Origin of the sequence: Arenibacter sp. S6351L (genome assembly GCF_023016025.1) — a bacterium.
Taxonomy (GTDB): Bacteria; Bacteroidota; Bacteroidia; order Flavobacteriales; family Flavobacteriaceae; genus Arenibacter; species Arenibacter algicola_B.
The window spans coordinates 1-23,860 of the sequence record NZ_JALKBB010000003.1; the positions used below are offsets into that span (position 1 = coordinate 1).

The 23,860-nt window shown below is 37.5% G+C and carries 31 protein-coding genes; 18 read left to right on the forward strand and 13 right to left on the reverse strand.

Annotation, left to right across the window (positions count from 1 at the left end; translation table 11 throughout):
* Positions 1–142 precede the first annotated feature (142 nt).
* The 16 genes from MWU82_RS03370 (at position 143) to MWU82_RS03445 (ending at position 7,613) form a co-directional block, all read left to right on the forward strand.
* Positions 143–445 (forward strand): type II toxin-antitoxin system RelE/ParE family toxin, encoded by a 303-nt coding sequence (locus MWU82_RS03370; protein ID WP_247095223.1) that lies wholly within the window; start codon positions 143–145, stop codon positions 443–445.
* Positions 446–521: 76 nt separating this feature from the next.
* Positions 522–1,055, forward strand: a complete 534-nt coding sequence (locus MWU82_RS03375; protein WP_247095224.1) for a hypothetical protein — start codon at positions 522–524, stop codon at positions 1,053–1,055.
* A 189-nt stretch (positions 1,056–1,244) separates the two neighbouring features.
* A complete protein-coding gene (locus MWU82_RS03380) occupies positions 1,245–1,409 on the forward strand; it encodes a hypothetical protein (protein WP_247095225.1) in 165 nt (54 codons plus the stop codon).
* Between the two features lie 15 nt (positions 1,410–1,424).
* Positions 1,425–1,928: a hypothetical protein gene (locus tag MWU82_RS03385; RefSeq protein ID WP_247095226.1), complete on the forward strand. Its 504-nt coding sequence runs from the start codon at positions 1,425–1,427 to the stop codon at positions 1,926–1,928.
* A gap of 76 nt (positions 1,929–2,004) precedes the next feature.
* Complete coding sequence (locus MWU82_RS03390; protein WP_247095227.1) at positions 2,005–2,352, forward strand: hypothetical protein; 348 nt, start codon at positions 2,005–2,007, stop codon at positions 2,350–2,352.
* Between the two features lie 63 nt (positions 2,353–2,415).
* On the forward strand, positions 2,416–3,378 hold the full coding sequence (locus tag MWU82_RS03395; RefSeq protein ID WP_247095228.1) for an endonuclease/exonuclease/phosphatase family protein: 963 nt from the start codon (positions 2,416–2,418) through the stop codon (positions 3,376–3,378).
* A 9-nt stretch (positions 3,379–3,387) separates the two neighbouring features.
* The gene (locus MWU82_RS03400) at positions 3,388–3,597 is read left to right on the forward strand and encodes a hypothetical protein (RefSeq protein ID WP_247095229.1); all 210 of its coding nucleotides are present in this window, start codon (positions 3,388–3,390) and stop codon (positions 3,595–3,597) included.
* A 15-nt stretch (positions 3,598–3,612) separates the two neighbouring features.
* Positions 3,613–3,801, forward strand: a complete 189-nt coding sequence (locus MWU82_RS03405; RefSeq protein ID WP_247095230.1) for a hypothetical protein — start codon at positions 3,613–3,615, stop codon at positions 3,799–3,801.
* Between the two features lie 49 nt (positions 3,802–3,850).
* Complete coding sequence (locus MWU82_RS03410) at positions 3,851–4,162, forward strand: hypothetical protein (protein ID WP_215950065.1); 312 nt, start codon at positions 3,851–3,853, stop codon at positions 4,160–4,162.
* Positions 4,163–4,244: 82 nt separating this feature from the next.
* Positions 4,245–4,487, forward strand: a complete 243-nt coding sequence (locus tag MWU82_RS03415; RefSeq protein WP_103442986.1) for a type II toxin-antitoxin system ParD family antitoxin — start codon at positions 4,245–4,247, stop codon at positions 4,485–4,487.
* On the forward strand, positions 4,474–4,767 hold the full coding sequence (locus MWU82_RS03420) for a type II toxin-antitoxin system RelE/ParE family toxin (protein ID WP_247095231.1): 294 nt from the start codon (positions 4,474–4,476) through the stop codon (positions 4,765–4,767). The genes MWU82_RS03415 and MWU82_RS03420 overlap by 14 nt, the downstream gene beginning before the upstream one ends.
* Before the next feature lie 106 nt (positions 4,768–4,873).
* Positions 4,874–5,029: a hypothetical protein gene (locus tag MWU82_RS03425; protein WP_247095232.1), complete on the forward strand. Its 156-nt coding sequence runs from the start codon at positions 4,874–4,876 to the stop codon at positions 5,027–5,029.
* 7 nt (positions 5,030–5,036) lie between these two features.
* Positions 5,037–5,372, forward strand: a complete 336-nt coding sequence (locus MWU82_RS03430; RefSeq protein WP_215950068.1) for a DNA-directed RNA polymerase subunit alpha C-terminal domain-containing protein — start codon at positions 5,037–5,039, stop codon at positions 5,370–5,372.
* Positions 5,373–6,018: 646 nt separating this feature from the next.
* Entirely contained in the window at positions 6,019–6,480 is a 462-nt protein-coding gene (locus tag MWU82_RS03435) for a JAB domain-containing protein (RefSeq protein ID WP_215950069.1), read from the forward strand.
* A gap of 82 nt (positions 6,481–6,562) precedes the next feature.
* Positions 6,563–6,757 carry a hypothetical protein gene (locus MWU82_RS03440; RefSeq protein WP_247095233.1) on the forward strand — a complete coding sequence of 65 codons (195 nt, stop codon included), beginning with the start codon at positions 6,563–6,565 and terminating at the stop codon, positions 6,755–6,757.
* Positions 6,758–7,127: 370 nt separating this feature from the next.
* A complete protein-coding gene (locus MWU82_RS03445; RefSeq protein WP_117018614.1) occupies positions 7,128–7,613 on the forward strand; it encodes a hypothetical protein in 486 nt (161 codons plus the stop codon).
* A gap of 32 nt (positions 7,614–7,645) precedes the next feature.
* Here the strand turns inward: MWU82_RS03445 and MWU82_RS03450 are convergent, their stop codons facing one another.
* Genes MWU82_RS03450 through MWU82_RS03510 form a run of 13 tightly spaced genes read right to left on the reverse strand, consistent with a single transcriptional unit; the run spans position 7,646 to position 20,098 of the window.
* Positions 7,646–10,684 carry a TraQ conjugal transfer family protein gene (locus MWU82_RS03450; RefSeq protein WP_247095234.1) on the reverse strand — a complete coding sequence of 1,013 codons (3,039 nt, stop codon included), beginning with the start codon at positions 10,682–10,684 and terminating at the stop codon, positions 7,646–7,648.
* Between the two features lie 11 nt (positions 10,685–10,695).
* Positions 10,696–11,235, reverse strand: coding sequence for a conjugal transfer protein TraO (locus tag MWU82_RS03455; RefSeq protein ID WP_247095235.1), 540 nt, complete (start codon positions 11,233–11,235; stop codon positions 10,696–10,698).
* Between the two features lie 2 nt (positions 11,236–11,237).
* On the reverse strand, positions 11,238–12,212 hold the full coding sequence (locus tag MWU82_RS03460) for a DUF4138 domain-containing protein (protein ID WP_247095236.1): 975 nt from the start codon (positions 12,210–12,212) through the stop codon (positions 11,238–11,240).
* Between the two features lie 2 nt (positions 12,213–12,214).
* The gene (gene traM, locus MWU82_RS03465) at positions 12,215–13,225 is read right to left on the reverse strand and encodes a conjugative transposon protein TraM (protein WP_247095237.1); all 1,011 of its coding nucleotides are present in this window, start codon (positions 13,223–13,225) and stop codon (positions 12,215–12,217) included.
* Between the two features lie 10 nt (positions 13,226–13,235).
* Complete coding sequence (locus MWU82_RS03470) at positions 13,236–13,853, reverse strand: hypothetical protein (protein ID WP_187586175.1); 618 nt, start codon at positions 13,851–13,853, stop codon at positions 13,236–13,238.
* Positions 13,854–13,899: 46 nt separating this feature from the next.
* Positions 13,900–14,811: a type IV secretion system protein gene (locus MWU82_RS03475; protein ID WP_247095238.1), complete on the reverse strand. Its 912-nt coding sequence runs from the start codon at positions 14,809–14,811 to the stop codon at positions 13,900–13,902.
* 7 nt (positions 14,812–14,818) lie between these two features.
* Entirely contained in the window at positions 14,819–15,436 is a 618-nt protein-coding gene (locus tag MWU82_RS03480; protein WP_147321425.1) for a hypothetical protein, read from the reverse strand.
* A gap of 13 nt (positions 15,437–15,449) precedes the next feature.
* Positions 15,450–17,984: a TraG family conjugative transposon ATPase gene (locus MWU82_RS03485; protein ID WP_247095239.1), complete on the reverse strand. Its 2,535-nt coding sequence runs from the start codon at positions 17,982–17,984 to the stop codon at positions 15,450–15,452.
* Positions 17,969–18,292 (reverse strand): DUF4133 domain-containing protein, encoded by a 324-nt coding sequence (locus tag MWU82_RS03490; protein ID WP_247095240.1) that lies wholly within the window; start codon positions 18,290–18,292, stop codon positions 17,969–17,971. Before MWU82_RS03490 ends, MWU82_RS03485 begins: the two co-directional genes overlap by 16 nt.
* Positions 18,293–18,304: 12 nt before the next feature.
* Positions 18,305–18,625, reverse strand: a complete 321-nt coding sequence (locus tag MWU82_RS03495) for a TrbC/VirB2 family protein (protein WP_157943811.1) — start codon at positions 18,623–18,625, stop codon at positions 18,305–18,307.
* On the reverse strand, positions 18,597–18,947 hold the full coding sequence (locus MWU82_RS03500; RefSeq protein WP_247095241.1) for a hypothetical protein: 351 nt from the start codon (positions 18,945–18,947) through the stop codon (positions 18,597–18,599). Before MWU82_RS03500 ends, MWU82_RS03495 begins: the two co-directional genes overlap by 29 nt.
* A gap of 9 nt (positions 18,948–18,956) precedes the next feature.
* On the reverse strand, positions 18,957–19,403 hold the full coding sequence (locus MWU82_RS03505) for a hypothetical protein (RefSeq protein ID WP_247095242.1): 447 nt from the start codon (positions 19,401–19,403) through the stop codon (positions 18,957–18,959).
* An 11-nt stretch (positions 19,404–19,414) separates the two neighbouring features.
* On the reverse strand, positions 19,415–20,098 hold the full coding sequence (locus MWU82_RS03510) for a ParA family protein (RefSeq protein WP_247095243.1): 684 nt from the start codon (positions 20,096–20,098) through the stop codon (positions 19,415–19,417).
* Positions 20,099–21,098: 1,000 nt separating this feature from the next.
* Here MWU82_RS03510 and mobC point away from each other — a divergent pair.
* Together mobC and MWU82_RS03520 are read left to right on the forward strand one after the other, a co-directional pair.
* Positions 21,099–21,482, forward strand: a complete 384-nt coding sequence (gene mobC / locus MWU82_RS03515; protein WP_247095244.1) for a plasmid mobilization relaxosome protein MobC — start codon at positions 21,099–21,101, stop codon at positions 21,480–21,482.
* Between the two features lies 1 nt (position 21,483).
* Positions 21,484–23,778 (forward strand): relaxase/mobilization nuclease domain-containing protein, encoded by a 2,295-nt coding sequence (locus MWU82_RS03520; protein WP_247095245.1) that lies wholly within the window; start codon positions 21,484–21,486, stop codon positions 23,776–23,778.
* The last annotated feature ends 82 nt before the right edge of the window (positions 23,779–23,860 follow it).

The window sequence follows — 23,860 nt, forward strand, 5'->3', positions numbered from 1 at the left end:
TACGTCAGAGATATTATTCGTAAAGATCAGGAGCGAAGAAAGCGTATTGTGGATTTGAACGAAGCCCTCATCGATGGGATGGAGAGCGGGCCATCCGATGCGACTATAGATAGTATTTGGGAGGAGGCTATAAATGAGCATAATGCCGGAGAATAGATATGTCATTAGTGTCAAAGCAAGGAGTGACATTAAGTCCATTGCCAAATACACGATAAAGGAATTCGGGATTAGTCAATCTTTGAAATACGCAAAAGGCTTAAAGGATATTTTGGGAGAATTGGCAAATAACCCAGATATGGGTAGAAGATATGTTGCCGTCAAAAACCAAATGCTTTTGAGGTATCGATACAAATCACATATAGTTTTTTATTATATCGACACCAAAGGTATTTTCATAGTTAGGATCTTAGGTGGTAAGATGGACTTTCCAAAACACTTAAAGTAAAGTTTAAATAAAGGATTATTATTCTACTTTTGAACAGTTCGGTTTTACGGGGAGGAGTTCATTATAATAAAAAAATATGTGTAAGAAACTACTAGTTTTTGGGATAATAGTGTTTATCAGTCATAATATTTTTTCTCAGAAAGACAAATTTAAAGACTGGCATCCTACCGAAATTGAATATTACAAAAATCTAAAAAAGTTGGCATACCATGTCGGGGGGAAACCTGACGCTGATTTTGAAATTTCTAAAGATTCCATAATTCAGAAATACATATATATAAATGAAGAATCAAAGGATTCGATTCATAAAAACACAGTCTATAGTATTGAGTATAAAAATGGATTGTTCAATACTTATTTTACGAAAGCAATTGATAAGCACGGTTTAGAGAACTTAGATGCCCAACCTTTAAGGTTCTATAAAGAAACGGACTCGATTTATCGTCCTTTTAGAAAAGCTTTAAATAAAGTGTCACAGTATGTTCTAGTATATTATCTAAAAGGAAGCCCCGAAAAACCTATAGGAACTCTGGTATTTGAACCGAAATCAAAAAAATTGGCTTCTTGGATTCTATTAAGTCAAGGAAGCTCGGGGTGGTTTTATTTATAATTGTTTTCGAAATTTTAAGTTGGTTATAAGATATATGCCTGTTCTTATAAGTTACACTGCATAGTAAACACAATCATTTATAATAACCACTTATGTAATATAGGTCTCTTGAAACTGACCTCCCCCGCCCCCGTTAAACTAAACAGGCCATAATTCAAAATCATTACTTTAGTAAAGTTTAAATAAACGATGGGAAATATTCAAATTAAAGAGGTAAATAGAAAAAGGGCGCTTTTCAAAAAAAGCGGAAAGACTTGCGACCACAACTATGAGACCCTTCGAGAATATGACCTTGGAGGGAATACAGGAGATTTAATCTGCTCCAATTGTTTTAAGGTAGTTGGTTATCGCTAATATTATAAATAAAGGATGAACTTAATTCGAGAAGGCGCTTTTATAACAGAATTAATTTTCCAAGCTGAACTTGTATCACATTCTCACGAGCGATTGAAAGATTCTGTTGAGGACTTTGATAAAATTGCTGTTTGGTCTTGTATTCAATCCATTTTAATATCATCAGGTAATATTTCTAAAATTCTATGGCCAATGATATCTAAATATAAAGAAAGAGGTATACAACTTAGGGAACTTCTGAAAATTGATTCCGAAAGTATTTTAAAAAATAGGAAAATCAGGAATAAATTTGAGCACTATGATGAATTATTAGATAATTTTTTTAAAGACAAGAATAATTACTCTTATACTGATTTAGCAATGAATCCGTCTTTAAGTTCATCCATTGGAGAATCTTGTCACAGAGGATATAACTCTTACAATAATACTCTTGTGATTCATGGAGAAATTCTAAACTTAAATGATATTGTAGACGCTGTTGAGCAATTAAAGCTTAATTGCAAAAGCTTATTTACTTAATAAGATATTGAACAAATTGAATGGTTGATTATATTATCTTAACATTTATGAATTAAAAGTTCAAACAAACGATTTTATGGAAGATTGGAAAAGTATGGTTCGAGATCTCCTCGGGAGACATCGCGAAGAAATATTATTAAACTGTAGAGCTACACTGGAGACATTTCCAGATTTGACCAAACAAGATGAGGAGAAAGAATATTTTCAAAAACTTCATAACTCAATTTGTGATCAATGGAATGAGTTTCTTGTTAACAGCAAAAAAAGTGTTCCCTTCAAAGGAAATCTTGAGGATTTCCCTCAAAATGACCCTTCCTTTCTTGGCGAGTATTGGAAAATTCAAATGGAGGTTGATAAAATTTATGGGGATAGATTCAACAATATGGTAAAAGCTGTATGGAAGAATAAAACTAAAGTTCAATAAAACGATTTTCAAATATTAAGGTTTTTGCAATGTTTACCTGACTGATAAGCTTAAAATTAAATAATGAACTCCATAACCGACATTCCGCCCATTGAGGTCTTAGAAAATCTTGATCTATTACGATCAGATCTGGAATCAAAGATCCCACCAAAAAAACTTGACCAAAATTTATTGATCGCCTCATGGAATATTCGGGCCTTCGGTAATTTGACCCGAAAATGGGATTCGGATGAAAATGATTCTCCCAAGCGTGATCTTCATTCCATTCTGTGCATTGCCGAGATTATCAAAAGGTTCGATGTGATCGCGGTCCAAGAGGTCAAGGACAATATCAGGGCCTTACGGGATACACTCAAAATACTTGGTCATAATTGGTCCTTAATACTTACGGATGTTAACAAGGGCAAGGTTGGTAACGGGGAACGCATGGCCTACCTGTTCGACACCAGAAGAGTCCAAATGTCCGGACTTGCCGGAGAATTGGTTGTCCCGGAAGAATGGGAGGACGACATAAATGATGGCGCATTGGCGAAACAATTCGTACGATCTCCTTACGCTGTAAGCTTTCAGTCCGGTAAGCACACTTTTATTTTAGTGACCTTGCATATTTTATACGGGGACAGTCGAAAAAGCCGTATCCAAGAGTTAAAGGGAATCGCGAAATGGTTATCAAGCTGGGCGAATGACATGAACGCCTATCATCATGACCTGATTGCCTTGGGAGATTTCAATATAGATGAACGCGGGGATCTTTTGGATAAAACATTCTTATCGGAAGGATTGTACGTGCCCCCTCAGCTTCGGAAAAAGGAAGTGACGAGATCGATTTTTGACCAAACCAAGTACTATGATCAAATTGCTTGGTTCGATGGCCCGCCGAACGGACCAAAGCTTTCAATGGAATTCCTGAACGGAGGCAACTATGATTTTGTTCCAATAGCACTTCAAAACCGTGGGTTGACCAAAAACAGCCTTTCTTGGCTCATATCGGACCATTATCCGCTATGGGCGGAATTCAAAGTTTAAAATAACGAAATGTTAGAAGATGGATATAGGTCTCATAGATATAGTGATATATTGGACAATTTAAACGAGAATGGTTTTCTGACCACTGAGGATGTCATAAGGCTGCTAAAAGAATTTACCACCACCCAAAAAATTACTTTTGATTGCATAAGCGATGAAAAGGCTCAAATCGTGTCGGAAGCATTAATTGATAATTATAATCGGTCAAAGTCTAATTAAACGATTATCAAGAACATGAGATATAAAGTTGCTCAAGGCATAATAAGCTTTGTTATTCTTACATTAGTTGGTTGCACAAAAGAGGAAGAATGTACAAGGATTGATAAAATTGGTGGTGGATTATTGCACGAACAGGAAATTGAAGTCCCATGCGATTTTCCAGAGCCCAAACCCTTAGGCACGCTTCCAAATCAAAAAATCTAAATTGGGGTGAAGTAATCCCGAAACATAAAGTCTAAATAAACGATATTACATGACCATAAAAAGAACCAATCATATAATTCATGATGATGAAGTTGAAATAGATTCCTTTCAATTGCAAATAATGTTTGGTCCTTCATATAAAGAGGACATAGAAATTGCGGTGAACTCTATATTTTGTAATTGTGGTGCCCAAAGTAAAAAGTTGGTCAACTATAAAAGTTATCTAAATAACCTTAATGACGTTATTTTAAAAGGGTTGTGCAATTCTTGCAATACCTTTGCCGCAAGATATATCGAGACGGGAGAGCGCAAGGGCATCGAGAAAATCGCAAACCGAATCAGAAAATTAAACAAAGCTTAAAATTCAAATAAAGGGTGGTTAGAAAACAAGTATTTTTGATTATGGTGCAAAAAAGAACTATATTGCACCATAATTTAAAATTATGGAAACAGTAAGAAAATCAATCACTTTTACCGATCAACAGGATGGTTGGATAAAGCTTAGGGTTCAGGCGGGGGACTTTACCAATGATAGTGAATACATAAGAGATTTGGTAAGAAAGGATCAAGAACAGAATATGAAGCTCCTAGAACTTAAAACTGCCATAGATGAAGGGTTGCAAAGCGGAAGAAGCAATCTGAAAATAAGCGACATTATCGCAAAAGTGGATAATGGGGAATTATAGTTTATCTGCAAGGGCACAATATGACCTAGTGGGTATGTATAAGTACGGAATAAAGTTTTTTGGCCCTGACCAAGCGACCAAGTACTTACTCGATCTGGAAGGTTTTTTGGAAGAACTAGCTGAACGACCAGAATTGGCCAAAGATACCTCGACAATTGCCGATTCCTTAAAATATTTCAGTTATAAAGCCCATGTAATTTTTTATCAATTTCACAATGCAAACGAAATTTTTATTATCAGGATTTTGGGCAAACGCATGAACTTCATTGAACATTTATAAAGTTTAATAAAATGATGAAAGACCAAAAGGGCATATTGATAAAATGCATCAAAAATGATGTCCCGGCGTTCGTGACTGTCGGTCACGATTTATTTACCGTGCCAACTTGGAGGCCTATTATCAGGTCGCAAAGGAAAACGGGGCGGATACCGAGTTTTTGAAGGACATGAATCTTGTCGTACAGGAAATAAAAGATTTTCAACAGCAGGAACCGGATAGGGTACGCATACCCAAGCTAAAAGCGTTCGAGATCGAAAAATAAAAAGAACATGATCACTTACTATGAATTTTTGGAAGCCCTATCCACCATAAGAAAATTCAAGAAACAAGTTCCTCTCCTTTATAAGGAAATGGAAGAGGAGGTCAACTTGATATCCAAATTTGTCAACGTTGACAAGAACACCAAGATCTGCCAATTGCCGTTGTCCACCCGGGCATTGAACGTATTGAAAGCAATAGACCATATCGACATATGGGAAGGAACGACCCAGGACTTGGCCAAGCTCTCGATGAAGAAACTTTTGGGCACCAAGAATGCAGGAAGAAGAACTGTCGACGAGATAAAGGAACTTTGTCTGTTCGCCAATCTGCAAATGAAACCTTAGCACATTAACCTTCTAGCCAAACTTTCAGCAGTTCTTTTGCTACTTGTAATAGTTCTATTGAATTTACATTTGTAAATATGTAAATTATTCCCAATCCCAAACTTACTTGCCATCATTTCCATTTAGGAAACTTTATCTCTATTTTTTTTATTCTTATCATTTTTTCCATTTAAAAGACAACCATTTTGACCCTCTACGAGCAAGATATCCATTTGATATATGCAAAAAAAGGACATCGGTTCGAGTTAGCGTGTAACATGAACATTGGGGTTCCGTACTTGCGTAAATTTTCAGGAGTAAGGGATCGACTATGGGCGGAATCGTCCTAATATCAATATTTTATGGTTACAATTAATTTCTATACCGATCTAACTGGGTTCGTTTTAAAAAGGGAATCGAACCCTTCCAAAATGATCTGGGAGTTTCTTATTTATAAGGGTAGGTGCCAGCCTAAAAATTCATTTTTCATACTTATGCCGCAATTTAATCAAGCCGCATTTGCCCTGTCCATGTAGTATTTGAAAAAATGGGGTATCCCTCCTCTCGGGGGAGCCCACCACAATTTTTTAAAATCTCCACATGGACTTATCCCCACCGCTACGCTCCTGTTGATTTTTTCGCCGCATAATCTTAAAAACATACTATTATGAAAGACATTCGAATCGCAACCTTTAAAGATTTCGTTGGAGAGCTAACGGCCATTTACAGGAGAACAGAACTACCCACTTTTCAAATAACCTCTTCGAGTTCCGTGAGAGAGTTCATTTATCCATATTTTGACGATGTAATGGACGATCACGAAGAAGTGAAGGTCATACATTTGAACCGTAAAAATCAGGTGGTGAACATACACCATCTAACATCTGGCACCGATAACGGTTGTCTCATTTCGACAAAGGATGTGCTGCGACATGCAATCCTGATCAAAACAAGCTCCCTGATCCTGGTTCACAACCATCCATCTGGCAATCTGAAACCTTCAGAAGCAGATAAACAGATCTCCAACAAATTGAGGGAAGCCTCTAAGTTGGTGGACATATCAACCCTTGACAGTATAATAATCACCAGGGAGGGATATTACTCCTTCGCAGATGAAGGGCTTTTTTAAGTCCTTCATTTTGATTAAAATATATAATTTAAATTGTACGCTTTTAAGTACATTTGTAATAAGTTCAAAAATCTATACCATTATGGATTATAAGTTTGTGCCCCTAAGAAATTGGTTGTTGGAACGGGAAGCTCTCTCTATTAGGAAGTTGGAGGACAACTGTAAAATGCCAAGGGATACCCTACGCCATTTCCTGAATGAACGAAGGGACTTTCCGGAAAAGCATTATGAATCTTTATTGAAAGAGTTGGTAAAGTATGGGTTTCATCGCGATTAAATCCTCTACTTAAGAATTTAAAGAAACAAAACCCTAAAGCCAGAGCCATGAGGCCACGCAGGGCAACAGGTGTTACACTAAAGGGTTTTTGTAAATTTATGGAAGTTTAATTAAATGAAGATATAATTAGTGTTTTTTAGTGTTTTAATTATTGCCATACCTACGCTCATAATATTTATCTTTATGTAAAGGTCTAAAACATGTTCTTATGAAATGAGCCATGAAAATTCTTGATATCAACCGAAATCGAAGATTCACGAACTCCAAAATTTAAAATAAAAACTCGTGAGTACATGATTATTGGCGAATTACACCCGCCTGAATGAAGTAGTCGGGCAGGTCTGACCTTTTAAAAACAAAAAAATAACAGATGAAAATTATTACTAATGTTTTTCTCATTTTTTCTATTTTGATATTTTTTGCATGTAGTAATGATAATGATAATCTTTCAGAATCGGACAAGGCTCAAGCCTTACTGGGCCAATGGGAATATCAATCTATTATGACCGATAGGGCAGTGGATATCAATGGCGACGGCACCTCAAATATAGATTTGTTCAATACTCAGGAAATCAAACAATGTATCAAAGATAATTTGACCTTTTTTGCTGAAAGGGGAGAAGGCGAGAAAGGTGTTTATAACATTAACGAGAACGGGCTTGCTTGTGATGGAAATCAAGCTTTTACTACGATAGAAACCGACACTTATCAACTCGTAAACAATAATCGTATCGTTTTTGAAACACGAAATGAAATGAAGATAATGGAGTTTACCAAAAATAAACTTGTGGTAGAGACCCAGGATAATCTTGGCGGCACCGATGTTTTGGTAACCATTATTCTCAAAAAAAGTTAATTCCCATAATGGTTCTTATGTTACCTTTTCCTTTAGACTCTTATTATTGACCCCCTTACGGTATTACTCCATTGTCCATTACTGTCCTGTACCCTAACCTCATAATCTTGGTCTAGATACTTAAGTCTATTCTCTCTGGGTTCTTCCTCTAGTTCAAAATAACGTTCAACACCCGTTCCTCTGGCGTCATTGTAATTGAATAGCATTGTATCCCATCTTCTATCATCAATGTTGTAAATACGAACCTCCACCTGTTGTAAAGTAGCACCGTTGTACGCTTCGGAACAATTTGCAGCAAAACAGGTATATATCCGAACCACGTAGTCACAGCCATTTAGACCACCACATCGTATATTATGCTTCTCTCCTTTGACGGCTGCTGTGGGCTTTTTAAGCATTAATATCGATTCACTGGTGGTCTGTGATATGCCGGTTGAATTCTCGACACGGAAATTAATAGTAAAACTGTCGTCGATTTGTGGATAAAACTGCATCGCAACAGACCCGTACTCCAGGGGAATAACCTCACCTTCCCTATATATCTTTCCCTGATGGTTTATATAACCCCCATTCATATCGGCGAATTCAAATGTCATTTGGTACATGACAGTTGTATCGTGTCCAGAGGCGGCATTTGTGACCACATTCAATAGGAAGGGTTGATTTTCATATTTATCTTGGGTTGATTGGCCGATAGTAAGATCAAAAAATTCTTCATACTTTTCAAAATTGATATTTACATCTGCTGTTTTTTCAACCTCTGAAGATGATCTGACCGTAAACTCAATATTATGGTTGGATTCAGATATACCAGTATACCTTCCCTGGAAAGAGCCAACTGGAACGTTAAAACTTTCACCTGCCGCATAAGTATTGCCTTGAAATTCAAAGCTACTGTTGCTGCCTCCGGATGAAAAATACATCACATAGCTATCTCCTCCGATGCCCAATTCGGTAATATTGAAATTAATATCTACAGTTTCTCCAATATAAACCTGTGATTGTGTCGCATTTGCTGTAAAATTATAATTCTTTGGCGTTACGCCGATGGATATGGTAACCGTTTTTTCCAGACCGGTATCGTTTTGAACATAAAAGGTTAAATTGATATTGCTCTCGTCGGTACCTTCCAGACTCCAGTTGAAATTTCCTTTGGGAATATCATAAATATTTCCTGCACTCACTTCTGTGCCATTTTCATTCCTAATAAGGGCATTGCCGTTTGAGCTATATCTGATATTATATTCTGAAGAACCAATACTTTCCGAAATGTTGAAGTTAAGCGAGGTGATCTCCCCGACTGAAATATCTGTTTTTTGACTTCCACCTGTGAACAGAAAATCCACTTGGTTGTAGTTCACCATAGTATTCGCAGTATGAGTCACGTTTGCACTTGACTCTACACTCAGAACTATATCATGCTGACCAGCTTGGGTACCAGTATAGACTACATTATTGTTATTTGGTACAAGTTGAAATTTTTCGCCTGGTCCGTATTCTATTCCGTTTACTCGAAGTGAACTATTTCTGCCGGATGAATAAAAGGCTTCATAAGTATCATTGGTTCCTTCAGGTATTTCATTGATGTCAATAATTATATCTACTGGTAAATTTGCAAACTCGGAAGTCTTTGACGGGGTCATACTCAATGTAAAATCGTTCTGTTTAGTTTCAAGGTCAATATTGACCGGCCCCACTTCCTGACCGTAATTGTCGGTTACAATAAATGAAATTTGGTGCGAACCTAAACTTTCTGGATAATAAAAAAGTGAAAAGTTGCCAAGTTCCACTGGATAGCCTGTTGAGTTCTGTAGGGTGTTGTCATGGATCCCGGTCAGCCTTCCGTTGCCCTCCACAATTTCATAGGAAATATTGTAATCTATATTCTCTGTGTTGCCATTGGATTTAATATTAAAATTGAGTTGAGTACGCTCATTTAAAAAAACTGAATTGCTTTCTGAATTACCGGAAAAAGTAAATGGGATGTTCGCCACCTCGATTTCAACGCTGTCCTGTTTTATCTGTCCGTTGGAATCCCTCACATCAAAGAATATTGTCCGTTTTCCCAGTTCAGTACTCGTAAAAGTGAAATTGTAGGAATTGGGAATTATAGGCCTAAATTTACCTGGATCCATTACGCCACCGTTCTGGTCGCGCACGGTACCTGCACCTTCGCTAGTAGATGAAAAGGAATGGGTAATTTCATATGCTACGTCAGATTCTTCGTCTTGGGTCCTCAGATCTATGGCGACGGCCAAATTAGTATTCAATTCCACTTGGGTCGATGCAGCAGTGGCATTAATTGTAAAGCCGAGGTTAAGTACAGTAATAAGAAGAACCTCGGTCAAGGTAGCACCATCAGGAGCTTTGGCCGTAACGATTAATTTATGTTCGCCCAAGGTATCTGGAAGGTATCCCATCTCTGAAATTCCTTTTGGTAAGTTAAATGGCTTTCCAGCGTCAAAGGCTTCTTCTTTCAAATAGAGTTTCCCGGTTCCATTTTCTATCTGATACGTTATTTCAAATTCCCCTTTATTATCGGGGTTTTCAGTTTCCTTATCCCTAAGTAGTGTAACGTTCACAGGATTCTTGGAATTGATGATAAAATCGTTGACCCCTTTGTTTAGCAAAAAGCTAAAACTGGCGTATTTGGCATAGTGCAATAGTTCCAATTTTTTCTCCCTGGCATTTGAATCCCAAGCAATGAAGTTAATTTTATGCATGCCTGTATCGATGGCTACATAATTATATGACCACTGCTTGTCTATAATGTTCAGCGTATCATTCTCAAGGATAGTATCGCCTAACATGTTCATGAAGTATCCTTTGCCATTCAAAGTCGTAAATCGCGCATAATAATGAACAGTACTTATTTCTTTTTCAGGAACAATTGAAAATAAAGTTTTGGCACTTTCAAAAACGAAACTGGCTTCAGGCTGTTCAATGGAGAAATCAAAATCAAAATCATCCAAAATTGTATCCTCAAAATCCTTGCTACAAGCAATGATAAGCACTGATATTAAGGCGACAAGCCCCAGCACTACTTTAGTTACTATTTTGTAGTTTTTCATCTTCAATGAGTTTAGAACAGAAAATAGCGAAGACCGATTCCGACATAAGGATAAAAATTTCCTATATCGCTATTGACGTGATAGTATTCGTTGGCCTTTAGTAAAAAGGAGAAATCATTGCTGAGGGTTATTTCCCCTTCCAGTCCCAAATAGGCTCCATATATAAATTGACTTTTAGCATCTATGATCGCTCCGTTCTCAAGCAAGTTGCTGCCATTGTTAATGACCTCGTATCCGATAATTGCCCCACCGCCAAAATTGAGGGCATACCGTTTAAAATTTTTCTGTTCCCAAATCTTGATGAAGTATCCGGGCTGTACAGTGAAAATGTTATAAGGAATATCAAACGTACCTTTATCCTCTGCAATGGCGGCGAATATGCTTAATTGCACATAACGCTCTCTGTTTACGTGGTAATTGAACGTGGCCATTATACCATAGCCATCCTCCGCGTAACCCCCGCTTATTCCGATCGATGAAGCATAATTGCCGCTTTGCGTGTATGCCGTTGTCGTAATGAAAAGTGCCAAAAAGGCTATAGAGTTCCTCATTTTTAAAAGTTTATGGGATTATTGATAATTTCATGGCCAATGCGCAATGAAAGATTGCGGTTGCCGGACTCTTCGTCCAATTCCACCAGAACCTCTTTTTTCTCATCCAAGGCAAACTTTTTAAATACCACAACAAAATGGTTCTCGCTTTTTCCTGCAATGGTTTTAGGTTGTTTATATACAAAAACCGGTTTGAGCTCCATTTTTTGGTTACTACTGCTATTTTTATAGTTGGTTGCAATTTGATGCTTTATAAAATTGATATCCATATCAAGGCCTTCCTTGTTTTCTATCCTATATTGAAAATAAAGCTCGTCCTCGTTATAGTATACACCTTTTAGCCATAGGAAAACATTGTCCAATCTAGAAAAATACCGACTGATTTTAGGCTTGTCGAATTGCATATAATAACATCGAAGGCGATAATATTCCAAGGGGTCGGATAGGTACAATTCTTTGGTAGCACTATCTTTAAAATTACCAGCAACTATTTTGTCGGAGTTTTTAATATGAGAAATAGTGTCCATTTTCTCCATTTCATTGTTAAGCTTCTCAGGTGTTGCTATCTGCCGCTGATTTTCATTCCTTTTTTCAATTGGTTTTCCCTCAATGTTGGCAACGGCCATTTCTTGAGTGATGTACCATGTCGTTTTTTCCGGAACCGCAACCAATTCCAATACAAAATCGTAAACGTTTCCAGTATAAGTAATGACCAAATAGTTGGTTACATTTTCTTTTTCGATGGCGAGTTCATCGTAATAGAGTTTTATTATTCGGCCACTAAATTTGCCGCCTTCCGGTTTTGGTAAGTCCACAATAAAACCGAAATCGTTGCCGATACTACTTTCGGAAATGTTTTCAGGAAAAATAAGAATGGTCTTGAAGTCCTTGGATATCTGCAAGGTATCGCTAGAGGCTTGGCCAACCAACGCACACCCTGAAAATAGGACCGATATGAGCAATAGTGCCTTCATCATCACTATATTTTTTTTGGTTTTAGAATTACACGGTCTCCATTTACCAAAAGTATCTTGTCTTTCTGTTTGTATTTTTTCTTTTGGAAAAAATTGCCAAAGGAGCGTACCAGGTTTTGTGCCAATGGAATTTCTACTGTTTCGCCGACAGCCTCCGATAATTCGTTTACACTTTGTTGTTGAATATCAGCTGTGAATTCCTGCAACAATTGACCAGCTCGCTCATTGTGCAGTCCGACCATGCCATCTTCCTGATCAATTGCGGTCAATTCCATTGCTAAATTGTCAATATTGGTTATTTCCAATAAAACCCTTGATCCTTTCACGTTGGCTGTTGCGTATACAAATGTATTCCTAGGGAATCGCCTACCCTTGTAATAGATATCATCCTTTAAGATCAGGGTAACACGGTTACCAGGTAAAATAAACTGGTCACGGTAAATTGCTGCATCGAATGCTATTGCATTTGTCTTTGAGTCGGTGGATGGTTCTGTATATGGAGCGGAATAATCCTGACTACGGGCAAGCCTTTGATCCCTTGCCTGCATCAATAGATTTCTGTATTCCAGTTTTTTTTGTGCATCCGTGGTTTTGGAAGTGTACTCGGGAATAATTGTTTCGGGATATGAAGTGTCCTTGACACTCCTATTGCTACTGTTTTCCTTTTCATCCAAAGAAAAGTTATTGAGTTCCTCTAAAATACGTTCTAAGGAATCATTCTCATTCTTGGTTTTTAAAATGCTCTTGAAGAGTCCTTTTGACCTCAATTGATCAAGTGAATCTTGTTGTAACTTTTTGTAAATATCGTTAGGTTTCGTAGCATCGAGTTGTTTGTTATGGTCCGGCAAATTATTGTTGTACGCATCGTCATTGTTACTTTTTTGCTTGTCCTTGCCCATAGTACTGATACTGGTCATTACAAAGAATACTGCCAGAAGAACTATAATAGGGGCAAAGAAAGCGAACAGTCTATGCCGTTTTATCCAAAGATTGAATTGGTCAATTTTGCGATTCATAGGTTCGTAATTACAAATCTTGGTTGTTTAAAACGTCGAACTTTATAATCTTAAGTCCGTTCAAATTATTTGGAGTTGAGTTGGTCTCTACCAAGTACCCTTTGGTTATCATATTCCGATATTCCACATTGCCACTCTTTAAAATCCTTTGTTTTCCAACGAATCGAAATAGAAATGGATATTCGGAGTAATCCACGAAAATTGAATCCTTTTCTATCTCTATCGAATAGCCACTTTTGGCGATATCCTCGTAATAGTTTTGATCGATCAAACGATTGTACAGCCTTTGTACCGAATGATCGGCCATATACAGCGCCTTATCTTCGATATTTCTCTTGATATGGCGTAAATCGGGTTCCAACGCAAAAAACAATTCATGGAAATTGGCAATATGGCCTTCACATAAAATATCTATTGCCCGCTTGTAGTCCTTTATCCTGACGGCAGCCAGCTTCTGGCCGTTATCGAGCAGATAGAAATTGTTTTTGGCGCTCTCGTTCGTCTTGTAGGTATAAAAGATATTGAGGATAGTGGTTACGAACGTGAGAATTAAAGATACATATAGCACTTTATTACTCCTACTACCAATCTTGCTTAAATCGTTGAAAATCTTATAATTACCGTCCATCTGTTTTTTTGATATCGTTTAAAGTCAATTTTTATCGTTAAACCGCTTATTGTATTAAGGTTCTTACTCCCTTTGTAGCTCCTCCCGTGTTTGCATCAACTGTCGTTTGTGCTACTTTTTTCACATAGTGTTTTGCCTGATCCTTCAAATGGCCGGCACTAACGCTCATTCCCTGGACGATGAAGTTGGATAATATTGGGGCCTTTAGATAAACAAAAACGTTCATCAACATCAATAAACCACAGGTGAGCACTAAACCTAAGTTCGCATCTCTTTCTGATAGTAGTGAGTCTATGAGCTTATCCAACACGTGCAACATGAAGTTATCGATAAGGTGAAGCATGGGTATCCATAGGCAGACACTCATGAATTTTTGTAGCCATGCCTTCCACATGCCTGAAAATACAGGGATGAAGGATAACCCTATATTTAATGGCCCAAATATTATCAACACGAACAAATAGACTACGGACATTGCTTTTATTCCCACGAAAACAACGGCGGAAATAACGGATGCAATGGCAGTAACACCGGAAGTGAAAGCCCCGAGAACAAGTACTTGTATAGCCTCCGGATCTCCTTGTAGAAGTACCCAGGAAACACCAAAATCTACCATAGCTGTTGTCTGGGCCACCAAAATTTTAATATGGAGGACGTCCCATGAAATATCATTAGCCTTTAGGGACATTCCAATTCCTTGGTAGAATTCAAGAATGGTCCTTGTCAGGGCCCGATAATTAAAAAGGACAAAGGCCAATGGCATCCATTTGAGATGTTCGAAAATATCAGCTCGCTTATCCTTATTGAGAAACACTAGAATGGCAAAAACCGAGATACCAATACATGCGAAAACCTGACCGATTTCTATCATCGGGTCTACAATTTCGTAGGCATCCAAAATATATTGATCAAAAAGTTCATTGACCGATTCCCGTATTCCTTTGTCAGTGATGTTCATACCATGATTAGTTTTTATTCATATTGATCAGTGTGCGGCGAGATTCTCGGAGGGAATTGATTTGTGATAGTTTATGATTGTAAACAATTAGGTTGTCCAAAATGGTTTCCAGTTTGAGGTTAATGGCTTCGACCTTCTTTAGCCGTTCCTCGGGCAAAATGATGGCTTTGGTATTTATAATTTCATTGCATTGTTGAAATAGATTTTTAGTCTCCAAAAGAGCATTGGTGGCATAACCAATAAATTCATCGATTTCCTTTCGCTCCAAATATTCCAATTCTTGGACTGTCTGTTTGGAAGTTCTATATGCTTCGAGAATCTTAGTTTTTAGTTCTATGGCCAAGCTCACATCAGTCGATCCGGTCACATATTTGGGTGCCTGTTTCTTAGCTTCTAGCTCTTCCTTCAGAATTTCTCTGGATTTAGAGGTTTCATTATTGTTTTTCTCCATTAGATTAATCAACTGAGACAAGTTTTTGTTTACAGCTTTTAGCTCTATGTTGATATTCATTAGTTGGCTGTTGACCATCCCGATGCTAGTGTTGGTGGCAACATCTGTTACTGGAATCTGGGAAAAAAGCGCCAGGTGCAGCAATAGGCTCAGAATTACTGGAGTTAGTTTCATTTTTTTTTTGGTTTTATGGAGTATTGTCAAAGGCATATGCCTTAGCCGTCAACTCCCAATTTTTATGATTTTTAGTGTATAGTTGTTTGATCTTGGCACTTTCGTTGGGGTTGGTTTCATAAATACACTTTTCTTCCAAAGACGTTTCCACGCCATACACCTTTACCTTGTCCATCCAACAAAATGCAACCTCACGGAATTTCCTGTCTTTTGGTAGGTCTTTGTTGAGAGTAAGAATGAGTTGTTTCTGTTTTTCACCCAATCCCATTAAGGACTGTATTTTATCAAAGGATCGGGCAAAGTCGCGCATATCCAAAAACACTTTTATATGCGAATTGACCACAATAGCATTTTTGATGATTTCCGAGGATATAAAATCATCAACTTTTTGGGAAATGAAGATTGGCTGGCCGCCCAACTTTCTGGCCATTCTGGACTGGTTGTTAAAGTAGTGTACAAGTTCCGGTCTTACTAGAGCCTTCCAGGCTTCGTCGACGGCCAGTATTTTATTAATGGATAATTTTGTAGGGTCGTGCATCTTCTTGTTGAATATTTGCATAATCATCAAGGCGGTAATAGGAAATAGCAGTTCGTTATCAATCAATTTGCCCAATTTGAAATAAACAATCTTTTCATCACTTAGGCTGGAAATCCGATCGTCCAATTTGTTCAGTAAGCTTCCCCTAGTGCCATTGGCATAGTATTTTTCCAAAAGGAACATGAACACATCAGGATCGAACTTTTCCTTTGGGACTTTTTTAGTTTTAATATAGATTGCAATGTGGATTTTCCAGTATTCAAAAAAGGTATCGAACTTATAATTTTTGTCTCCATTTTTCCACATCCATTCGTAATAGTCGGTAATCAAAAATTCCAAAACGGTATTTGTTATTTCTGATCCGCCTATATTCCCATCCTGACCAGTAATCAATTTTAGAAGGGTTACAAGGTAGACTAGCTTTCCTTGAGCTAAAGTTTTGCCCTTGACGTCACTTTCAAGAGAATCATATTTGTCCAATAAAAAGGGGTTGAATGTAAACGGCTTTTCATCATCGTGCTGCAACGTTACACCGCCAAATACTTCAGTAAGTCTATCGTATGAGTTGCCATCTTCCATAATTATGGCCTCCGCGCCCTGTCTTAGTTCGGAAGCAAAATAATGATTGGCTAAATAAGACTTGCCACCACCTGATCCCGAGGCAATCAACATGCCCCGATTGAAGATCCAATCTTTTTTTTCCGGTTCCCTGTACACAGATACTGAAAGGGGTTGACCAGATATTCGGTCAACCAACCGCAATCCATCAACAGCCCTGGTTGCATCTTTATAACCACCTTCAAAATAGAGTAGGGCAGTGGCCATATCACTGGGCATGGGCATGTACATATCGGAAGATATCCCGATTGCGTTTCCGGCTACACCTGCAAAGAAAAGGTTCTTACGGTCTATGGTGTTGTGTTTGGCATTTATCCTTAGTTTTTTGAAAGCGCCTGTAATGGAGTTTTCCATTTGCTTGGGCTGATTCCCTACTTCATCAAAACCAAAAACATTGAGATGGTAAAAAACAGATTCCTTATGATTTTCCAAAATTTCTTTGGTATAATCATAAATCTGGTCCGCATAGATGGCATTGCTGTCATCTTTTTTGCCATTACCGAACCGTAGAAAGCTTTTGGCTTTTTTTCTTAAGCTTGTGAGGACTTTTTCTTGATTTGGAATATAGATATATTGGTTAATAATGTGCTCATGGGGAACTTTGAAACCTAAAGAAAAAAGATTACCTATAGGAAACCGGTTTTGTCGGGTAGTGAACTTTCCATAAAATTCGTAGGTACCGATATGGTCCTTATTAAACTGGTCCAAGTTTTCAAGGGTAAAAAACTGTCCTTGTTTATTTCCCACATGTATGGTGTTGTTGTCAAAATCTACATCCACCAGATTTGTGTTATTTTCCTTAAGGCCAAAATATTTGGCGTAAAGTCCATTTTGGGAAAATAAGTCGTTGTATTCAAGAATATGCGATGCTATGAGTCCGGAGGAATTGATCAGATTGTTCACGTTCTGTACCTGAGCTTCAAAATCTGCTAGCAAACTACTATTGATGAATTCATCGGGAACGGTTTGGGTCAAATAGAAATCCCGGTTTTTCTCTAAAAAGGAGTTCGCCCGTTTGCAACTGTATTTGATATAGTTTTCTGGAACAACACTGATATATAAATAGTGCGTTCCAACTAAATAGGGGCGACCTTGAAAATGTTTTTCGTTTGCCCTTTCCATCATATCGCCCTGCAGTCTTTCTGATATGGGCGTATAGTTTTCCTGGAGGAAGAAATCTTGCCTATGCAAGAGTCTATTTGGGCCTAAAATATTTATGATGTTCAAGAAAAGTTCTTGAAGGGTACCATAGTCTTTGGTGTCCAATGTGAACACTTCGGGTAGAATAAGCTGTAATGGAATTGTTAAACATCCCCTTTCTTTTGATATTAATGCCTGCCGTTCATATCCGTATATAGGGAATGCATCCCAAAGAGCTACCTGTTTTCCCATAACAATAGATTTTTATAGTCATTGCCTATTTTGATGGAATCAGGTTTGGAAGCATCTGCAAGTTTTTTGATAAAGCCATTGGCACCATAGGTCTTGGAGTAAAACAGCAAGATCATGAATACTACGACAATTGCTATACCAGTAATTAGCATGGCAAGCAACATAGAAATAAAGGTGGATAGAATAAGACCAGTTATAATGGCTGCTGTACCAAGGTATATACAGTAATAAATGTATTTTGCATTAAGACCTTTGTAATAGACATCTTTTTGCAGCCCTTTCTTTATAGGAATGTGGCAGTTTTCCATAATACGGGAAATTTAGATGTTAGCTATTTCCTCACCTATGGCGATCAGAGCAAAAAAAATGGCGATACCTATAATAATCTTGCCCAATTTATTGGCCAGGTCCGTCTGCTGATCTCGAATATAGAGATAGGTCAAACCGGTTATGGCAATGGCCACGCCAGCAATAACCTTAATAATATCGACAATTTCCCTGGAGAGGTTTTTCGAATCGTTCTTGAAATCCTGTGCTTCCTGAAGCAGTTGATCGAATTGACCATAGGAGCACACGGTTATGGATAACAGAATTAAAAATAGAAGAAATGTTTCAATTTTCGGATTCCGGCGGTATTTCATCGGCCGTATCCTTGTTGCGGATGACTTTGAGTTTTTCATGCTTTTTGCGAGTTATGGAATTTGAATCATCTTCAAATGAACCCTCTCTAAAAGCTTCCAAAAGTTTAGAAGTGTCTTCTACTTCGTTTATCTGGTCGAGTACAGCGTTTAAATCGGTCTTATCATTATCTGATTTATATACAAATTTATCATTTAAACGCAAATAATCTAATTTTTTCGAATGTTTTTTTGTCTTTGTGCTTTTTTTGGATAATAGCACCCACATGATATACCCGTACCAAACAAGGGCAAGACCGAACAATATGTACCAGTAACTGCTCAAATTTCAGTTTTATTTTTGCTCAATGAGCGTAATTAATTTTTCATAATTTCTATTCGTAAAATCCAACAAAACCTTTCGAATCAAATCGTTCCTTGAGGTTTTGACACCCATTTTATAGGAGATACCCATTGCCAGTTTTTCGTATTTCATTGCACAATCGCTGTTGATGGTCATAAAAAAGGTTTCTTTTTTATTTTTCAATTTATCGGTTTGCAATAATACATCCAACTGCCTTCCGATATTATGGTTATTTTCAGAAGGACTATCTTCCTTCGGTTTCCTGTTTTTCTCCAATTTGTTGATAGCATCCTCTTTTTTAACGTTGATGGAAGTGGTTTGTTGTTTTAGGCCCATACGATCTAGTTTGAGCTGTTCTAGCGTGCTTGATGTCTCTTGATTTTTATTTGCCATTTGCTCCAGCAGATCAAGTGTGGTGATTTTTTTCTGTTTTCCCATTGAAATCTAGTTTATAAATTCGATAACTGTTCTAATTCTTCGAGGAATTTTTTAATATCCATATCCCCTTCTTCCTTATTTTCTGGAATAGGGTAGAGGGTATTCCTGTATTGTTCCTTGTATATAGTCCTGTCCTTGACCACACTTCGCATTATAGGGATGCCGGCTTCTTCGAACTGTTGACGGAGCAATGAAAACTTGTTTTTCCTTACCAATTTATACTTGTTGAAAAATAAGTTGACACTTTTGAGTACCCGCTCCTCATTGTCCAGAAAGTTGTTCTTTAAGGTAAAATAGAAATTGGAGGTGCTGTCTATTTCCAATTCGTCGTGGGTAAATGGGATGAAAATATGTTCCACATATAACAGGCCCTTGACCATTTCTACGTTGAGACTACCGGGTAGATCCAGTATAATATAATCCATTAGACCGTAATATTTCATTATTGTGTCTTGGATGGATACAACGCTGACCCGTTCGATGGTGTAAGGCTCCAATTCCTTAATTTCCGAAGCATCCAAGAAACTAAGTTCACGCTGTCTTTTTTTATAAATCGAATACTGTGGATTGTCACCATCAAGGAGCACTACCTTTTTTCCTTTTGCATAATGAAGATTGGAAGCAAGGATAAGGTTTAGGGTCGTTTTTCCTATACCACCTTTTTCACCCACGATACTTATAATTTTTGTTTCCATGAAATAGATATTAGTTTTGATATATACATATATTATTGAGCCGTTATAAGTATATATTGGAATATGAATATATATTAATAGAGATATATTGACATATAAACATATTTGAATATGCACCTATATTTATATTTAAATATATGTATATAATTAATTAATAATCAGGTTTTTATAATAAATAATTTAATGTAGGATCATATAAAACCATATCAAAACAGATAGGTACAGTGGGAGGTTCCATATGGTTTTATGCATTGGTTTTTGCTGAGGATTTTTGAACTTTTTACTAATCATGTAGAGGATATTATTACCACTTTTTACGCCTGGATAGAGTTTTGGTTTTTCTTTCATCACCTCAATATGGTTTATTAGTGAAACTCAATTTTGAGAAGTCAGTAAGACGCAATGAAAATTGAAAGTTGAACTAATCCCGCCATTTTCGGCGGGATCTAAGTTCAATGCCTTGACCCTGGGGTCGATTCCTATTATGGGATTCAGGGCAAGCCCTGAGGTTTAATACCTTTTAATTAGGTTTTTGAAGGGACGGGAATTAATATAATGCTGGTTTCTGTATATTTCCAAATCCCTCCGGAAGTCGAGCAACCCTTCCACTACAACCCTCCCCATGCGGACACGCTTCGCCGGTCCACTCGAGAAGTCTTTCCGTTCCTGTTTTCCTCGACACCCTCGGGACCGCACAAAAGTAAAAGCGCCAAAAAAAGTCGCTTGACCTTTTTTCGCCCAACCCACAAAAAAAAGTTGTATTTCGATGATTCTCCTCATTTCCAATACATCAAATAAGACCATATAATTCTTATGCCTGTACCCATTAATATCCATATGGCTTGATATGTATTTGAAGTGTAAAATACTGATTATTAGATTGTTGTAATCAATTTTATTCTGCTATATTTATCCGTGTAGACGGATAGCAAGTTATGTTTTAAGCATCTTAAAACGCCTACTTCTGACGAAGTGAAAACTGATAATATAGAGGGAGAAAATGGCAATCAACAAAGGCGGGAGAAAACGTTTGGGGGACAGGAAGCGGGAGCATGCCATAACACTTAGGTTCAATGGCCAGGAACTTGAAAAAGTAAAGACTATCCTGCAGTCCTATAATCTTGATTTTGCTAAAAGGGGATCGGTGGGACCATTTTTGAGAAAGCTTATCCTAAACAGGGAAACGATAAAAGAGAAACGAGTTCCAGATGAAATATCGAACCTCAATTACCAATTGAACAAAATAGGATCCAACATCAACCAACTGGTAAAGGTGGCCAACTACAAGAATATGCGAAGCCCAAATGCTTGTCTAGATCGGGAGATGCAAAAGGTCAGCGAACTGATGATAGAACTTATAGAAACGATCAACAACGAAAATTAAAATGATAGCAAGGATACTATATCGGAATAATGTGCAGGGGATTATGAATTATGTATTGGGCAAGGCGGATAGCACTATACTCGGCTTCCAGAACACCTATTCGGAAACCGATACGAACACAGCATTTTTCGGTAGGGTCCTTTACTATCTCGGCAATCGGCACGATTCTGAAAGACGATATGTACATGCAACTATCAATCTTCCGCGGGGAGAATATTTGGATGACATGGCCTTTTTTGAACTTTCCAAAGCTTACATGGAACATATGGGCTATGGAGAACAACCTTATATGGTGGTACGCCACCACGATACCAAGCACGAGCATGTCCACATCGTCTCCACCACCATTAAGGAGGATTGTCTGCAGATAAACCTTTCCAATGATTTTAAAAGGAATGTAGCCACCCAAAAATACCTTGAAAAACAGTTCGGCCTTTCCCCGTCTCCTGATAAACGACAGGACAGGGAGCTACCAATTTATGGGACCCCCCAATTTAAGAATCAGGACATTAACGGGGTTAGGTTCTATATACAGGACATTACAAACAACATTCTACAGAAGTACAAGGTGCGAAGCTTTAAAGAATTGTCCGAAATATTGATACCGCACCATATCCATTTAAGGACGGTAGACCACAATGGCAGGGATGGCGTAGCTTTTGGGGTCGATGTAGAAAATGGCTACAGCTCAAGATTTATCAACGGCTCTACCGTACATCCTCAATTAAGCGGACCAAAACTGCAAAAGGTTTTTGAGCGGAACGTAAGTTCCAAGCTATTACCTATGGTCAAAAAGCGTTTGGAAAAGCAAATAGTGACGACATATAAATTGTTCAAGAACATTCACATGGAAGACCTGCCGGATGTATTTAAATCCTATCAGAATCTGGATTGTGAATTGCTTTACGGAAGGAAAGGCCAACTAAGTGACATTATTATCTATGATAAATCAGGATTTATATGTAGAACTTCGGAAATAAGTTCGAAGATAAATTTTGCAAACCATCCACAGCTAAACAGTTCCGAGAATGGGCAAACCAGCATAGATGTCGATAGCAACCAGTTTGTTCTGGAATTACAAAAACTTATAAAAAACGCCTTTTACAAAGCCTATTTCGATGCCAATAAACGTGATATGCTGTTATCGGAATTTGTATCGCTCAAAAGTTTTAAAGAGGTGCTTCCCTTTTTGGCGAGTTCGGAAGGATATGCATTTCTAAACCATTACATACCCGAAAATAATTGTAGTACCTTGTTGATTTCGGTACAAAAGGAATTTGAGAGCATACGCGATATGTTGGGTATAACGGAATCAAAGAAAGAACTCAAAATACTGGAAAACAGGGTTTCGATTATAAAAAAGGTATTGGAAGCCAATGTATTCGATATTTCGGGGAGTAAAAGTACCTTATTTCATTTGTTACAAGGTTTGGGCCTCAAATATAGTAATGGCGCTATATCCTATATCAACTCTGATGTCCATTCGGTTAAGATGTTCCTGGACAATTATTATATACCAAATGAGAATGAAGCCTACATATCCTTTGGTTGTATCAATCAAAATGAAAGGGTATTGGAAATGTTAATGGAAGAAAAAAGAGCTAGGGCTGCCGATTTAAACGCTACCGCTTTTTTCCTTCCAATGCTATTGCCCCAACTATACGGTTCAATGACATCGGATTATGGAAAGTGGTATGAAAAACATAGCTTAAAGGCATATCTCCATAAAACGGAACGGCTTCATTTGCATTACGAAAAATCCGCAATCGATTATATAAAACTGTTCAACGCCAAGGGATTTCATTTTAAGCAAATTGAGGATGATATTTGCATCAGCTCTATTTATTCCAAACATGGGGTCAGTATTCCGTTAGCATCAAAAACCCAGGCATATCTTAAATCGATCAAGAATTTGGATCAAGTATTGAACGAGCAATCCAAAACAATATCCAACATATTGGATGAGGGTAGGGGACAACTCAAAAACTTATGGCTTTCCTATTTGATAGAAAAAGAATTATACGGTAAAGCTGCTTTTATGATGATCTACGATAAATTACGTCCAAATTTGGACAAGGACGTTATCGAATACCATTTAGAAAAAGGGTTGAGGGAACAGCTACTTCAAGTATCCAAACGAAAGTTAAATGCACAACAGACAACTATTTGGCGTAGGAGTGCCTTTGTCTTCAGTACGTTTTTAGGAAATAGACCATATAAGGATGAAGAAGTATTTAATGGATTTAAGGACGAGTTTACAGATTATTCCAAACGTAAAGGAATTTACCTTTATTGATTAGTCGATTCTGTTCCGGAAAACATTTAAATCATAATATAGGAAATTAATTGCGCAAGATTAGATTAATTAGGTTTTGAAC

Bases quoted from the DNA above. Each gene is read 5' to 3' on its own strand.
- MWU82_RS03460 (WP_247095236.1), bottom strand. From the start codon at position 12,212: ATGATGAAGGCACTATTGCTCATATCGGTCCTATTTTCAGGGTGTGCG.
- MWU82_RS03475 (WP_247095238.1), bottom strand. From the start codon at position 14,811: ATGAACATCACTGACAAAGGAATACGGGAATCGGTCAATGAACTTTTT.
- MWU82_RS03505 (WP_247095242.1), bottom strand. From the start codon at position 19,403: ATGGGAAAACAGAAAAAAATCACCACACTTGATCTGCTGGAGCAAATG.
- MWU82_RS03415 (WP_103442986.1), top strand. From the start codon at position 4,245: ATGGAAACAGTAAGAAAATCAATCACTTTTACCGATCAACAGGATGGT.
- traM (WP_247095237.1), bottom strand. From the start codon at position 13,225: ATGAATCGCAAAATTGACCAATTCAATCTTTGGATAAAACGGCATAGA.
- MWU82_RS03395 (WP_247095228.1), top strand. From the start codon at position 2,416: ATGAACTCCATAACCGACATTCCGCCCATTGAGGTCTTAGAAAATCTT.
- MWU82_RS03455 (WP_247095235.1), bottom strand. From the start codon at position 11,235: ATGAGGAACTCTATAGCCTTTTTGGCACTTTTCATTACGACAACGGCA.
- MWU82_RS03375 (WP_247095224.1), top strand. From the start codon at position 522: ATGTGTAAGAAACTACTAGTTTTTGGGATAATAGTGTTTATCAGTCAT.
- MWU82_RS03370 (WP_247095223.1), top strand. From the start codon at position 143: ATGCCGGAGAATAGATATGTCATTAGTGTCAAAGCAAGGAGTGACATT.
- MWU82_RS03430 (WP_215950068.1), top strand. From the start codon at position 5,037: ATGATCACTTACTATGAATTTTTGGAAGCCCTATCCACCATAAGAAAA.
- MWU82_RS03410 (WP_215950065.1), top strand. From the start codon at position 3,851: ATGACCATAAAAAGAACCAATCATATAATTCATGATGATGAAGTTGAA.
- mobC (WP_247095244.1), top strand. From the start codon at position 21,099: ATGGCAATCAACAAAGGCGGGAGAAAACGTTTGGGGGACAGGAAGCGG.
- MWU82_RS03440 (WP_247095233.1), top strand. From the start codon at position 6,563: ATGGATTATAAGTTTGTGCCCCTAAGAAATTGGTTGTTGGAACGGGAA.
- MWU82_RS03390 (WP_247095227.1), top strand. From the start codon at position 2,005: ATGGAAGATTGGAAAAGTATGGTTCGAGATCTCCTCGGGAGACATCGC.
- MWU82_RS03450 (WP_247095234.1), bottom strand. From the start codon at position 10,684: ATGAAAAACTACAAAATAGTAACTAAAGTAGTGCTGGGGCTTGTCGCC.
- MWU82_RS03480 (WP_147321425.1), bottom strand. From the start codon at position 15,436: ATGAAACTAACTCCAGTAATTCTGAGCCTATTGCTGCACCTGGCGCTT.
- MWU82_RS03380 (WP_247095225.1), top strand. From the start codon at position 1,245: ATGGGAAATATTCAAATTAAAGAGGTAAATAGAAAAAGGGCGCTTTTC.
- MWU82_RS03435 (WP_215950069.1), top strand. From the start codon at position 6,019: ATGAAAGACATTCGAATCGCAACCTTTAAAGATTTCGTTGGAGAGCTA.
- MWU82_RS03385 (WP_247095226.1), top strand. From the start codon at position 1,425: ATGAACTTAATTCGAGAAGGCGCTTTTATAACAGAATTAATTTTCCAA.
- MWU82_RS03470 (WP_187586175.1), bottom strand. From the start codon at position 13,853: ATGGACGGTAATTATAAGATTTTCAACGATTTAAGCAAGATTGGTAGT.
- MWU82_RS03420 (WP_247095231.1), top strand. From the start codon at position 4,474: ATGGGGAATTATAGTTTATCTGCAAGGGCACAATATGACCTAGTGGGT.
- MWU82_RS03445 (WP_117018614.1), top strand. From the start codon at position 7,128: ATGAAAATTATTACTAATGTTTTTCTCATTTTTTCTATTTTGATATTT.
- MWU82_RS03405 (WP_247095230.1), top strand. From the start codon at position 3,613: ATGAGATATAAAGTTGCTCAAGGCATAATAAGCTTTGTTATTCTTACA.
- MWU82_RS03510 (WP_247095243.1), bottom strand. From the start codon at position 20,098: ATGGAAACAAAAATTATAAGTATCGTGGGTGAAAAAGGTGGTATAGGA.
- MWU82_RS03495 (WP_157943811.1), bottom strand. From the start codon at position 18,625: ATGAAATACCGCCGGAATCCGAAAATTGAAACATTTCTTCTATTTTTA.
- MWU82_RS03400 (WP_247095229.1), top strand. From the start codon at position 3,388: ATGTTAGAAGATGGATATAGGTCTCATAGATATAGTGATATATTGGAC.
- MWU82_RS03485 (WP_247095239.1), bottom strand. From the start codon at position 17,984: ATGGGAAAACAGGTAGCTCTTTGGGATGCATTCCCTATATACGGATAT.
- MWU82_RS03490 (WP_247095240.1), bottom strand. From the start codon at position 18,292: ATGGAAAACTGCCACATTCCTATAAAGAAAGGGCTGCAAAAAGATGTC.
- MWU82_RS03520 (WP_247095245.1), top strand. From the start codon at position 21,484: ATGATAGCAAGGATACTATATCGGAATAATGTGCAGGGGATTATGAAT.